The organism is Streptomyces sp. NPDC006687 (assembly GCF_040636215.1).
Classification (GTDB): Bacteria; Actinomycetota; Actinomycetes; order Streptomycetales; family Streptomycetaceae; genus Streptomyces.
Window position 1 is genome coordinate 34,270 of the sequence record NZ_JBEYJJ010000017.1, and the last position, 12,929, is coordinate 47,198.

The 12,929-nt window shown below is 74.1% G+C and carries 11 protein-coding genes; 5 read left to right on the forward strand and 6 right to left on the reverse strand.

Going from position 1 to position 12,929, the window contains the following annotated elements; genetic code table 11:
* The first annotated feature begins 82 nt into the window (after nt 1-82).
* The 3 genes from ABZ716_RS20650 to ABZ716_RS20660 all read left to right on the forward strand — a co-directional run bounded on the left by ABZ716_RS20650 (nt 83) and on the right by ABZ716_RS20660 (nt 4,050).
* On the forward strand, nt 83-1,327 hold the full coding sequence (locus ABZ716_RS20650; protein WP_358813405.1) for a transposase: 1,245 nt from the start codon (nt 83-85) through the stop codon (nt 1,325-1,327).
* Complete coding sequence (locus ABZ716_RS20655) at nt 1,327-2,469, forward strand: XdhC/CoxI family protein (RefSeq protein WP_358960654.1); 1,143 nt, start codon at nt 1,327-1,329, stop codon at nt 2,467-2,469. The genes ABZ716_RS20650 and ABZ716_RS20655 overlap by 1 nt, the downstream gene beginning before the upstream one ends.
* Before the next feature lie 138 nt (nt 2,470-2,607).
* The gene (locus tag ABZ716_RS20660) at nt 2,608-4,050 is read left to right on the forward strand and encodes a GuaB1 family IMP dehydrogenase-related protein (protein ID WP_358813407.1); all 1,443 of its coding nucleotides are present in this window, start codon (nt 2,608-2,610) and stop codon (nt 4,048-4,050) included.
* Here ABZ716_RS20660 and ABZ716_RS20665 read toward each other — a convergent pair.
* The 6 genes from ABZ716_RS20665 to ABZ716_RS20690 form a co-directional block, all read right to left on the reverse strand.
* Nucleotides 4,047-5,312: a histidine kinase gene (locus tag ABZ716_RS20665; RefSeq protein WP_358960657.1), complete on the reverse strand. Its 1,266-nt coding sequence runs from the start codon at nt 5,310-5,312 to the stop codon at nt 4,047-4,049. The two genes, ABZ716_RS20660 and ABZ716_RS20665, sit on opposite strands and share 4 nt — an antisense overlap.
* Before the next feature lie 31 nt (nt 5,313-5,343).
* Nucleotides 5,344-7,080, reverse strand: a complete 1,737-nt coding sequence (locus ABZ716_RS20670) for a cation acetate symporter (RefSeq protein ID WP_358960660.1) — start codon at nt 7,078-7,080, stop codon at nt 5,344-5,346.
* A 95-nt stretch (nt 7,081-7,175) separates the two neighbouring features.
* Complete coding sequence (locus tag ABZ716_RS20675; protein ID WP_351888626.1) at nt 7,176-7,451, reverse strand: hypothetical protein; 276 nt, start codon at nt 7,449-7,451, stop codon at nt 7,176-7,178.
* 266 nt (nt 7,452-7,717) lie between these two features.
* Nucleotides 7,718-8,545 carry a LytTR family DNA-binding domain-containing protein gene (locus tag ABZ716_RS20680; protein WP_358960662.1) on the reverse strand — a complete coding sequence of 276 codons (828 nt, stop codon included), beginning with the start codon at nt 8,543-8,545 and terminating at the stop codon, nt 7,718-7,720.
* Between the two features lie 34 nt (nt 8,546-8,579).
* Complete coding sequence (locus ABZ716_RS20685; protein WP_358960664.1) at nt 8,580-9,509, reverse strand: SCO0930 family lipoprotein; 930 nt, start codon at nt 9,507-9,509, stop codon at nt 8,580-8,582.
* A 127-nt stretch (nt 9,510-9,636) separates the two neighbouring features.
* A complete protein-coding gene (locus ABZ716_RS20690; RefSeq protein WP_358960666.1) occupies nt 9,637-10,650 on the reverse strand; it encodes a GDSL-type esterase/lipase family protein in 1,014 nt (337 codons plus the stop codon).
* Nucleotides 10,651-10,960: 310 nt separating this feature from the next.
* On the opposite strand from ABZ716_RS20690, the gene ABZ716_RS20695 reads away from it, so the two are divergent.
* Together ABZ716_RS20695 and ABZ716_RS20700 are read left to right on the forward strand one after the other, a co-directional pair.
* Nucleotides 10,961-12,430 (forward strand): amino acid permease, encoded by a 1,470-nt coding sequence (locus tag ABZ716_RS20695; protein ID WP_351888615.1) that lies wholly within the window; start codon nt 10,961-10,963, stop codon nt 12,428-12,430.
* Nucleotides 12,431-12,440: 10 nt separating this feature from the next.
* Nucleotides 12,441-12,896, forward strand: a complete 456-nt coding sequence (locus ABZ716_RS20700; protein ID WP_007262967.1) for an Lrp/AsnC family transcriptional regulator — start codon at nt 12,441-12,443, stop codon at nt 12,894-12,896.
* Nucleotides 12,897-12,929 lie beyond the last annotated feature (33 nt).

Here is a 12,929-nt window from a genome sequence, read left to right on the forward strand (position 1 = left end):
TCAAGGTCGGATCTGGTCGCGGGGGAGGCTCCAGATGGTTCGTGCTGTACTGCCGGAAGATTCCAGTACGGAAATCTCCGAATTGATCGACGTACTGATCTCGCTATTCTTCGAGTCATTACCCCGGCGGGACCAGCGCAACTGGGCCCGCGTATATCTCAACGGCCTGGTGCGGACCAGCGGGAAGAAAACCATCCGCAACATCGCGGGCACGGGGGCCAGCTCCGTCGAACAGAGCCTCCAGCAGTTCATCAGCAAGTCCCCCTGGGACTGGACCCCGGTCCGGCGGTCCCTCGCCCAGCACCTGGAACGCACCGCCCAGCGCCCCCTGGCCTGGGTGGTGCAGCCCATGGTCATCGAGAAGGCCGGCGACCGGTCGGTGGGAGTGGGCCGGCAGTTCGTTCCCCAGCTCGGCCGCACCGCCAACTGCCAGCAGGCCGGGGGGATCTGGCTCGCCTCCAGCGAGGCCAGCTTCCCCGTCGAATGGACCCTCACCCTGCCCGGCCCCTGGACCAGCGAACTGCTGCGCCGGCGCCGGGCCGGGATCCCCGACACCGCACGCTCCCAGACCCCCGCGCTGGACGCCGTGCACGCCGTCCAGCGCATGGCCGCGACCTGGCAGCTCCAGCGCCGCCCGGTCGTCATGGAGGTCTCCAACAGCGACCTCGCACCCGTCCTCGACGCCTTCGCCCTCCAGGACATCCCCTTCGTCCTCAAGGTGGACGGCTCCCTGCCCGTCTCCTTCGGCGGCGCCGGCCGTCACAAGCCCGGCCCGTACACCGCGCCCGCCCGCGAGCTGATCGACTCGCTGCGCTCCCAGCGCCGCGTCGTCGAATGGACCCGGCACGGCAGGTCCGAGGGAGCGGTCACCCTGCTCACCTCGGCGCACATCCTCGCCACCCCCGCCGAGGACCGTCCCACGGCCGTCCCGCCCGCCCCGCTGCTGCTGATGGGCGCCTGGACGGAGGCGTCCCTGCTGCCCTCCGAGTTCTGGATCACCAACATCGGCGACCGGCCGCTCGCCCAGCTGTTCCTGCTCGCCAAACTCACCGACCGGGTCGCCCTGGACTTCACCGAGACCTGCGAACCCGTCGGCATCCGCGACTTCGAGGGCCGCTCCTTCCGCGGCTGGCACCACCACGCCACCCTCGCCAGCGTCGCCCACGCGGCCCGGCTCCTGAGCACCGGCGGACGGACCTCCGACCCGGTCTCCCTCGCCTCGGCCGCCCGCTACCCGGGCGGACACGCCACCGCCCGGCCGCCCGCCGTCCTGCCGCCCAGGCCCCTGATACCCGGCCAGGCCGCGCGCCGCGCCTACATCCGCTGATGCTCGACATCGCCGGACCGCTGCGCGGCTGGTGCGCCGAGCGCCGCGAGTTCGCCCTGGCCACCGTGGTCGCCGTCAGCGGCAGCGCGCCGCGCGGCCCCGGCGCCAGCCTGGCCGTGGACGCCGGCGGCACCGCGCTCGGCTCCCTGTCCGGGGGCTGTGTGGAGTCCGCCGTCCACGAGCTGTGCCTGGAGGCCATCGCCTCCGGCCGCGGCGGCGTCCACCGCTTCGGCTACAGCGACGACGACGCCTTCGCGGTGGGGCTGACCTGCGGCGGGATCCTGGACGTGCTGGTCACCCCGGTGCGCGGCCAGGACCCCGTCCGCCCCGTCCTCGGCTCGGTGCTCGACGCCGCCGCCGGCGGGGGCCGCGCCGCGCTGGCCCGGGTGGTCTCCGGACCGCCCGGCCAGCTCGGCAGGGCCCTCGCCGTCCACGCCGACGGCTCCTGGGAGGGCGGGCTCAGCGGCGGAGCCGCCCTGGACCGGGCCGCCGCCGAGCGGGTGCGGGCCCTGCTGCTCGCCGGGCGGACCGGCACCGCCGAGCTGGGCACCGCCGGCGGGCTGTGCGGGGAGCCGCTCACCCTGCTGGTGGAATCCGCCGCGCAGCCGCCCCGGCTGATCGTCTACGGGGCCGTCGACTTCGCCTCCGCCCTGGTCCGCGTGGGCGCCTTCCTCGGCCACCGGGTCACCGTCTGCGACGCCCGGCCGGTCTTCGCCACCCCCGAGCGCTTCCCCGGCGCCGACGAGGTGATCGTGGACTGGCCGCACCGGCACCTCGCCGCGGAGGCGGACGCCGGGCGCCTGGATCCCCGTACGGCCGTATGCGTCCTGACCCACGACGCCAAGTTCGACGTCCCCGTCCTGGCCCTGGCCCTGCGGCTGCCGCTCGCCTACGTCGGGGCCATGGGCTCGCGGCGCACCCACGCCGAGCGCACCGGACGGCTGCGGGCCGAGGGGGTGACCGAGGCCCAGCTGGCCCGCCTGAGCTCCCCCATCGGCCTCGACCTGGGCGGACGCACCCCGGAGGAGACGGCCCTCGCCATCGCCGCCGAGCTCACCGCCGTCCGCCACGGGGCTTCCGCGGCCCGGCTGACCGGGACCCGCGGCCCCCTGCACCGCCCCGTGCGGGACCGCGTCTCGTAGGAAAGGACCACCCGGCCCGGAATGTCCTGGACGATCGGCCCGGGCGGTGTGAACGCCGGGCCGTGGGAGAATGAAGTACGTGCGTTTCCTCGGCTGTCTTCTGTCGAGGTACCTCCGATCGACTGGGATGTTCAGCACGTGCGTTTCCTCAATGACCTGAAGCCGCCGTACGACCTGACGTACGACGATGTGTTCATGGTGCCGAGCCGCTCCGCGGTCGGCTCCCGCCAGGGCGTGGACCTCTCCTCGCCCGATGGCACCGGAACCACCATCCCGCTGGTGGTGGCCAACATGACCGCCATCGCGGGCCGGCGCATGGCCGAGACCGTCGCCCGCCGCGGCGGAATCGTCGTCATCCCGCAGGACATCCCGATCGAGGTCGTCACCGACGTCATCTCCTGGGTCAAGACCCGCCACCTCGTGCTCGACACCCCGATCACGCTGGCGCCCACCCAGACCGTCGCCGACGCGCTGTCCCTGCTGCCCAAGCGCGCCCACGGCGCCGGCGTCGTCGTCGACGGCGAGGGCCGCCCGGTCGGCGTCGTCACCGACCACGACCTGACCGGCGTGGACCGCTTCACCCAGCTCTCCGAGGTCATGTCGAAGGAGCTCCTGCTCATCGACGCCGACATCGACCCGCGCGAAGCCTTCAACCGGCTCGACGCCGGCCACCGCAAGCTGGCCCCCGCCGTCGACAAGGACGGCAGGCTCGTCGGCATCCTCACCCGCAAGGGCGCCCTCCGCGCGACCCTCTACACCCCGGCCACCGACGCCAAGGGCAAGCTGCGCATCGCCGCCGCCGTCGGCATCAACGGCGACTTCGTGGGCAAGGCCAAGCAGCTCCTCGACGCCGGCGTGGACACGCTCGTCATCGACACGGCCCACGGCCACCAGGAGTCGATGATCAGCGCGATCAAGGCCGTCCGCGCCCTGGACCCGCAGGTCCCGATCGTGGCCGGCAACATCGTCGCCGCCGAGGGCGTCAAGGACCTCATCGACGCCGGCGCCGACATCATCAAGGTCGGCGTGGGCCCCGGCGCCATGTGCACCACCCGCATGATGACCGGCGTGGGCCGCCCGCAGTTCTCCGCGGTGCTGGAGTGCGCCGCCGAGGCCAAGAAGTACGGCAAGCACGTCTGGGCCGACGGCGGCGTCCGCCACCCGCGCGACGTGGCCATGGCCCTCGCGGCCGGCGCCTCCAACGTCATGATCGGCTCCTGGTTCGCCGGTACGTACGAGTCCCCCGGCGACCTCCAGCAGTCGGCCGAGGGCCGCCTGTACAAGGAGTCCTTCGGCATGGCCTCCGCGCGCGCCGTGCGCAACCGCACCTCGGAGGAGTCCGCCTACGACCGCGCCCGCAAGGCGCTGTTCGAGGAGGGCATCTCCACCTCGCGGATGTTCCTCGACCCGCAGCGCCCGGGCGTCGAGGACCTGATCGACTCGATCATCGCCGGCGTCCGCTCCTCCTGCACCTACGCGGGCGCGGCCTCCCTGGCCGAGTTCGAGGAGAAGGCCGTCGTCGGCATCCAGTCCGCCGCCGGCTACGCCGAGGGCAAGCCGCTGCACGCCAGCTGGAGCTAGACCTCCCGGGCCTGTGACGCCCCGCCCCCTGCCGGACCGGCCGGGGGGCGGGGCGTCGTCGTGTGCACCCCCGCCCGGTACTTGGGGATCCGGACCGTGATCTTCATGCCCGCGCCCACCCCCGTCTCGATGACCAGCCCGTACGCGTCCCCGTACACCTGGCGCATCCGCTCGTCCACGTTCGGCAGCCCGAGGCCCGACGAGGAACCCGACCGGTCCCCGGCCAGGATCCGGCGCAGCCGGGCCGGGTCCATGCCGACCCCGTTGTCCTCGATGGTCAGCACCGCCTCCGCGCCCGCGTCCCGGGCCGCGATGGTGATCAGGCACTCCCCGGCGGAGTCCTCCACCCCGTGCTTGACGGCGTTCTCCACCAGCGGCTGGAGGCACAGGAACGGCAGCGCCACCGGCAGCACTTCCGGCGCCACCTGGAGGGTCACCTTCAGCCGGTCACCGAACCGGGCCCCGGCCAGCGCCAGATAGCGCTCGATCGACCGCAGCTCCTCCGCCAGGGTGGTGAACTCCCCGTGCCGGCGGAAGGAGTAGCGGGTGAAGTCCGCGAACTCCAGCAGCAGCTCCCGCGCCCGCTCCGGATCGGTCCGTACGAACGAGGCGATGGCGGCGAGGGAGTTGAAGATGAAGTGCGGGGAGATCTGCGCGCGCAGCGCCTTGATCTCCGCCTCCATCAGCCGGGTCCGGGCCCGGTCCAGCTCCGACAGCTCCAGCTGGACGGAGACCCAGCGGGCGACTTCCGTCGCCGCCCGCACCAGCACCGCCGACTCCCGCGACCCGTACGCGACGAGCGCCCCCAGCACCCCGTCCTCACCGGTCAGCGGGGCGACCACCGCCCACTTCAGCGGGCACTCCGGGCGCGGGCACTCCGTGCGCACGCTCTGGCTGCGCCCCGACTCCAGCATCACCGCCACCCGGGCCATCGCCCGCCGCTGGTGGTGGTCGGCGCCCGGGCCGTCCCAGGCCAGCACCGCCCCCCGGTCCGTCAGGCAGAGCGCCTCCGTGCCCAGCAGCGACCGCAGCCGCCGGGCGGCCTTGCGGGCGGCGTCCTGCGTCAGCCCGGCCCGCAGCGGGGGCGCGGCCAGCGAGGCGGTGTACAGGGTGTGGAACGTCGCCCGCTCCACCGGAGTTCCCAGGTCCGGCCCCGCCGCCCGCTCCGCCCGTCCGGCCTGCCACCGGCCGGCCGCCCAGCCCAGCCCCAGCAGCACCGCCGCCCCGGCCGTCGCCAGTACCGCGAGCACCGCCCCGGTCACCACGCGCCCCGTACCGCGTCCGCCGCCCCGCTCACCACGCGCCTCCGCCGGCCGCCCGTACCCCCGCCACGTCCTCCGGGAGGTGCAGCCGGGCCAGCGCCGCGGCCGTCCCGGCCGGCACCCGGGCGCGGGTGGCCAGGGACACCCCGACCATCGTCAGGAACCCCAGCGGTACCGACCACACCGCCGGCCACGCCAGCAGCGCGTGCCCCCACCCCCGCGGCACCAGCCCGCTGCGGGTGGCCACCACCGCGCCCAGCGCCGCCCCGCCGCCGGTGAGCAGCCCGGCCACGGCGCCGGGCGGCGTCAGCCCGCGCCACCAGATGCCCAGCACCAGCAGCGGACAGAAGGAGGACGCCGACACCGCGAAGGCCAGCCCGACCGCGTCCGCCACCGGCACCTGGGTGGTGACGAAGGCGCCCGCCAGCGGCACCGCCATGGCCACCGCCACCGCCAGCCGGAAGCTGCCCACTCCGCGCCGGGGCAGCACGTCCTGGTGCAGCACCCCCGCCACCGCCATCGTCAGCCCCGAGGCCGTCGACAGGAACGCGGCGAACGCGCCCCCGGCCAGCAGCGCCCCCAGCAGCTCCCCGAGCAGCCCGCCCAGCATCCGCTCCGGCAGCACCAGCACCGCCGCGTCCGCGTCCCCGGTGAGCACCAGCTCGGGCGCGTAGATCCGGCCGAGGGTCCCGTACACCTGCGGCAGCAGGTAGAAGACCCCGAGCAGGCCGAGCACCACCAGGGTGGTGCGCCGGGCGGCCCGTCCGTCGGGGCTGGTGTAGAAGCGCACCGCCACGTGCGGCAGCCCCATGGTGCCGAGGAAGGTGGCCAGGATCAGCCCGTACGTGGCGTACAGCCGGTGCTCCCGCCCGCCCCCGGACAGCGGGTCGGACCAGCCCGGCGCGTCCCGGCCGGCCCTGGCCGCCGGGTACGGGACGGCCGAGCCGGCGGCGAACTCCAGCCGGGTGCGCGCCTGGACCATATGCCGTCCGGCCGTCAGCGTCAGCGGGGCCTGCCGGAAGGCGCGCCCGTCCACCCGGCCGGTCACCTTCAGGGTCAGCGGCTCGCGCACCGACAGCCGGACGTCCCGGCCGAGGGTGACGGCGGTGTGCTCGCGGAAGACGGCCGGGGCGTCGAAGGAGGCGCGGGGCGCGCCGTCGCCCGCCCAGGCGGCCAGCAGGAAGAAGGCGGGCACCAGCAGGGCCGTGAGCTTGAGCCAGTACTGGAACGCCTGGACGAAGGTGATGCTGCGCATCCCGCCGGCCCCGACGGCCGCGGTGACCACGCAGGCGACGACCAGGCCGCCCACCCAGTACGGGGCCCCGGTGAGCACCTCCAGCGTCAGCCCGGCACCCTGGAGCTGCGGCAGCAGGTACAGCCAGCCGACGCCGAGCACGAACAGCACCGCGATCCGCCGCACCGCCTGCGACTGGAGCCGGCCCTCGGCGAAGTCGGGCAGCGTGTACGCCCCCGAGCGGCGCAGCGGGGCGGCGACGAACACCAGCAGGACGAGGTACCCGGCGGTGTACCCGACGGGGTACCAGAGCATCTCCGGCCCCTGGAGCAGCACCAGCCCGGCGACCCCGAGGAAGGAGGCGGCGGAGAGGTACTCGCCGCCGATGGCGGCCGCGTTCAGCCGGGGGCCCACGGTGCGCGAGGCCACGTAGAAGTCGGAGGTGGTCCGCGATATCCGCAGCCCGAGCGAGCCGACCAGCACGGTGGCCAGGACGACGGCGGTGACCGAGGTCAGCGCGTACGTCTGGTTCACCGGCGGTCCTTCGGGCGGGGGAGGGGGCCCTGGGAGTGTACGCAGCCCCCCGCCGCCCCGAACAGGCGTGTTCCGGCCCCCCGGCGCCCGCCGCGTCAGAAGGCCGGGTCGCGGTGTTCCGCGCAGTCCCGCAGGGCGATCTCCAGTTCCACGTACGACTCCTCGGCCCGCCGGAAGGCCAGCGTCAGGGCCGCCGCCGCGCTGGGCGGGAGCTGCTCGCGGGTGCCCTCGCGGGCCTCGTACAGCACGTCCGCCCAGCGGGCGGCCGCACTGCGCAGCCGGGCCAGCAGCGCCTCGGCCTCGGCCGGTCCGGCGGCCCGGGTGCGGGGCAGTCCGGTCAGCGCCGCCAGCAGCGCCTCGATCTCGGACATGTCGCTCCTCCAGGGGCCGGAAGATCCACGATAGAGCGGCCCGGGCGGCGGCGGGCCGGTGAGCCGCTCCCCGTGCGGCCGACGGGCCCGGAGGATCGCCGTACGCCCCTCGCCGCGCGACGAACGGCGCCTTGGTACGCCGGACGGTCGTCCGGGCGCGGGGGCGCGAGCCGGTCGCACGGGAGGGCGCGCGGCGGCGGGAGGGTCAGCGGTGGCGGTAGGCGCGGCAGCGGTGGCCGGGCCGGGGCGGGTGTGCGGCGGGAGGGTCAGCCGGTGGCGCGGCGGATCAGCAGCTCGCGCAGCTGCCGGGCGTGACGGCGGCTCACCTGGAGTTCGGCCGCGCCGATCCGGACGCTGGTGGTGCCCGCGTCCACGCGGAGCTCGTCTATCCGGTCCAGCGCCACCAGATGGCGCCGGTGGATGCGGACGAACCCGCGGGCCGCCCAGCGTTCCTCCAGGGTGGACAGCGGGATCCGCACCAGGTGGCTGCCCGCGTCGGTGTGCAGCCGGGCGTAGTCGCCCTGGGCCTCGACGTACGCGATGTCCGCGACGGCCACGAACCGGGTGACACCGCCCAGTTCGACGGCGATCTGCTCGGGCGCGCCGCCGCCGGCGCTCCCCGCGGCGGCCTGCGCCGGGAGCGCCTGCGCCGGGACGGCCGGCGGCGGACCGTCGCCCGCCGGGGCAGCCGCCTCGCGCGGGCCGCCGAGCAGGGCCCGGGCCCGCCGTACGGCCTCGGCGAGCCGCTCCGGCCGTACGGGCTTGAGGACGTAGTCCACCGCCTTCAGGTCGAAGGCCCGTACGGCGAAGTCCTCGTGCGCGGTGACGAACACGATCAGCGGCGGCCGCGCGAAGCCGGCCAGCAGCCGGGCGACGTCCAGCCCGGTCAGCCCGGCCATCTGGATGTCCAGGAAGACCACGTCGATGGCGTCGGGCCCGTCGGGGCCGCTCTCCACCGCCCGGGTGATCCGGCGCAGCGCCTCGGTGGCGTCCGAGGCGCCCTCCGCGCTGAGCACCCGGGCGTCGGAGCGCAGCAGGTAGAGGAGCTCCTCCAGCAGGGGCAACTCGTCGTCGACGGCCAGTACGCGCAGCATGGGCCGAGTGTAGGCAAGGTCCGAAAGGGACGGCCTAGGAGGCACCGAGGAGCTTGCCGTCGGGGGCGACGGCGTACCAGGTGCCGCCCACGCCCTGCCCGTTGGTGTCACCGGGCTTCTTGTCGCCGGTGAAGGTGTAGACGGGCCAGCAGTTGACCGTCTGCTGCTTCTTGCCGTCGGGACGGTCGAGGACCAGGTAGTTCTTCTCGGTGATCCCGTCGCCCCGCTGGGCCGGGGGGACGGCCGGCCACTTCGCCAGGCAGTCGCCGGTGCAGCGGGAGACCATCGGCCAGGCGGTGTCGGGCTTGAACCGGTAGACGGTCATGCCGTTGCCGTCGACGACGTGCTCCCCGAGCTTGGGGTCCTTGGCCACGGTCAGGGCGCCGGTGGCCTGGCCGGCGGCTGCCGGGGCGGGGGCCGCGGCCTTCGCCGCCTTCTTCCCGTCGGGCGCGAGGGCGAACCAGGTGCCGCCGACGCCCTGGCCGTTGATGTCGCCGGCCTTGGTGTCCTTGGCGTAGCGGTACGCGGGCCAGCCGGCCACCGTCAGCTGCTTGCCGCCGTCCGCGCGGACCACCTCGCCCAGCAGGGCGGGGTCCATGCCCGCCGCGGCGCTCGCGTCGCCCGCCGGGACCGGCGGCCAGGCTTTCGCGCAGTCCCCGTCGCAGTGGGAGGCCGGAGGCTGGGCGGTGTCCTTGTCGAAGCGGTAGAGGGTGGACCCGGCGCCGTCGGTCAGCACCGGCCCGAGCCGGTCGGTGGTGGAGACGGCGAGGGTCCCGGCCGGCTTGGCCCCGGACCCGGCCCCGGCCTGCGCGGCGTAGGGGTCGGCGGCGGGGGCGGATGAGGCGGCCCCGGCCGGCTTGGCCGCGTCGGCCTTGCCGGCCGTGTCCTCCCCGTTGCAGGCGGTCGCCGTCAGGACGACGGCGACCGCGACCGCGGCCAGGGTGGTTCCGCGCTTGATGCCCATGGTGTGCTCTCCCGTGTGTGTGTCCGCCGGAGCCGGGGTCCGGCCCTTCGCCGGACCCCGTCGACTCGTGCGGAACACGGGCTCGCGGGAGCGTTCTGTTCAGGGGCGGCGGTATGGCGAGCCTCACTCAGCCGCCGTCGAACCCGGCCCGCCGCAGGGCCGTGACCACAGCGAGGCCGAGGATCCGGTGTCCGGCGTCGTTGGGGTGCAGTCCGTCGGCGAGGTGCTCGGGTCCCAGCAGGTCCCGGCCCGGCAGCAGGGCGAGCCGCCCGTCCCCGGCGGCGATCCGGTCGCGGACGGCCCGCTCCATGGCCTCGCGCAGGGCGCCGAGGGTGGCGCCGAGCCGGTTCGGGGTCCGTTCGGCGTCGGGGCGCAGCACGGGGGAGACCAGCAGGAGCGGGGTCCGGGGGTGGCCCTGGCGGACCAGGTCGAGGAAGACGCGGGTGGTCTCGTACAGCAGGGGCGCCGTGTGGGGGACGCGGGTCCAGCAGTTGGTGCCGAACGCGAGGGTCAGCGCGTCGGCGGGGAGCGCGGCGAGCTGTTCGGCGGTGGCCGGCTCACCGCGCCCGGCGCCCGCGTAGCCGAGGTTCACGGTGTCCCAGCCCAGCGCCCGCCCGGCGACGGCGGGCCAGCCGTGGGCGGGACGGGTGGACCACCAGCCCTCGGTGATGGAGTCGCCGTACACCACCCACCGCGGCGCGGGCGGGGCGGGCGCGAGGGCCCCGCCGACCCCGCGCACCCCCAGGATCCGGGGCGAGCACGCCTCCGGGGGGTGGACGGTGTAGGGCCCGGCGCCGTCCGGCAGGGGGATGCGTACGACGGCCTCGGGGGCGGGGTCGGTGAACACCTCGCGGACCATCCCGTGGCGGTCCCAGAGGGAGAAGCCGTGCGCGAGGTCGCGCAGGGCGTCCGTGGGGCCGGGGACGTCGGCCCGGTAGCGGATCTCCACGGCGTGCGCCCCCTGGGCCAGGAACTCCACGCGGACCCCGATGGGCAGGGCGGCCCGCTCGCCGGTGTCCCAGGGGAGCCGCTCGGTGTCGTCGGGGTCCGCCCGTACCGGCCGGTCCTCGTCCAGCCAGGCGATTCCGCGCAGGTAGGGGCCCGGAGCGAGCCAGTCCGGGTGCGTGCTGTCGGCGTCCATGGCGGCACGCTGCGGGATTTCTGATGGGCTGTCAAGAACGACCGGAAAAGGTGCTCGCGCATTGATCGATCATCCGCGTGCAACAAAGGACCCTCTAGGACAGATCCGCGCAACGATCGTGCGCCAATGTGCAAGGATGGTGCATTACGGGCGGTATCCCTCAGCTCGTAGGCTCACCCCCTGTACGTGGAGTGGCGCGCACCGCCTGCTCGGCGGTCCCCCCATGCCCAGACTCCCGTCTGTGTCCTGCCCGGATCGCTGCGGTCGACGCCCGAACCGTCCCCATCCGCAGTGTCAAAGGAGTCCGCACGTGCTCGATCAGGGCCAGGCACCCCCGCTCTCCCCGGAGACGCGCAAGCCCGTGAACCCGCTGCTGCGCCGCAAGCCGGTCGAGCGGCTCGTCGCCGAAGGCGGCCAGGGCGAGGGCGGCACGCTGCGCCGCTCGCTCACCATGTGGCAGCTGACCATGATCAGCATCGGTGCCACCCTCGGCACCGGCATCTTCGTCGTCCTCGGCACCGCCGCCCCCAAGGCCGGCCCCGCCGTGACGATCTCCTTCGTCATCGCGGGCCTCACCGCCCTGTTCTCGGCCCTCTCCTACGCCGAGCTGGCCGGCTCCGTCCCGGTCTCCGGCTCCTCGTACTCCTACGCGTACGCCACCATGGGTGAGCTCATAGCCTGGATCTGCGGTTGGTGCCTGGTCCTGGAGTACGCCGTCTCCGTCGCGGCCGTCGCCGTCGGCTGGGGCCAGTACCTCAACGAACTGCTCGACGGCACCATCGGGATCACCATTCCCGGCTCCGTCTCCGCGCCGCTGGGCGACGGCGGGTTCATCAACCTGCCGGCGCTGGTCGTCGTCCTGCTGTCGATGGTCTTCCTGATGCGCGGCGCCAAGGAGAGCGCCACCGTCAACTCGATCATGGTCGGGGTGAAGATCGTCACCCTGCTGCTCTTCATCGGCATCGGTGTCATGGGCATCAAGTCCGGCAACTACACCCCGCTCGCCCCGCTGGGCATGAGCGGTATCAGCGCCGCCGCCTCCACCCTGTTCTTCTCCTACATCGGCTTCGACGCCGCCTCCACCGCCGGTGAGGAGGCCAAGGACCCGAAGAAGGACCTGCCGCGCGCGATCATGCTCTCGCTCGCCATCGTCACCGTCCTCTACGTGCTCGTCGCCTTCGTCGCCGTCGGCGCCATGCCGTGGCAGGACTTCGAGGGCACCGAGGCCGCGCTGGCCCAGATCATGACCGACGTCACCGGCACCAGCGTCTGGGGCGTCATCCTCGCCGCCGGCGCCGTGATCGCCATCTTCTCCGTGGTCTTCGCCGTCCTCTACGGCCAGACCCGCATCCTCTTCGCGATGTCCCGCGACGGCCTCGTCCCCAAGGTCTTCGCCAAGGTCGACGAGAAGACCGGCGTCCCCCGCGCCAACGTCGTCCTCGTCTCCCTCTTCTGCGGCCTCCTCGCGGCCTTCATCCCGCTGGGCAAGCTCGCCGACGCCACCAGCATCGGCACCCTCTTCGCCTTCGGCCTGGTCAACGTCGCCGTCGTCATCCTGCGCGTGAAGCGTCCCGACATGCCGCGCACCTTCAAGGTGGCGCTGTTCCCGGTCACGCCGATCCTGGGCTTCCTCGCCTGCGGCTACATGATGTTCAGCCTCGATACCGCCACCTGGCTCGTCTTCGGTGGCTGGATGGCCGTCGGCCTCGTGATGTACTTCTGCTACGGCATCCGCCGCTCCCGACTGGCCACGGAAGAAGTGGCCACAGCAGAAAAGTGATCCGCCCGCAGTGCGACTGAACGATCTCGACGAACGCATCGTGCACGCCCTCGCCGAAGACGCCCGCCGCTCCTACGCCGACATCGGCTCCGAGGTGGGCCTCTCCGCCCCCGCCGTCAAGCGGCGCGTGGACCGGCTGCGGGCCGAAGGCGCCATCACCGGGTTCACCGTCCGCGTCGACCCGGCGGCCATGGGCTGGGAGACCGAGGGCTTCATCGAGATCTACTGCCGCCACAACACCTCGCCGGACGACATCCGGCGGGGCCTGGAGCGGTACCCCGAGGTGGTGTCCGCGTCGACCGTCACCGGCGACGCGGACGCCCTCGTCCAGGTCTTCGCCTCCGACATGCGCCACTTCGAGCGGGTCCTGGAGCGCATCGCCGGCGAGCCCTTCGTCGAACGGACCAAATCCGTCCTGGTCCTCAGCCCGCTGCTGCGCCGCTTCACCTCCGGGGCCCCCGCGTAGGGGACGCACACCCGCGCGGGCGCTGTCACCGGC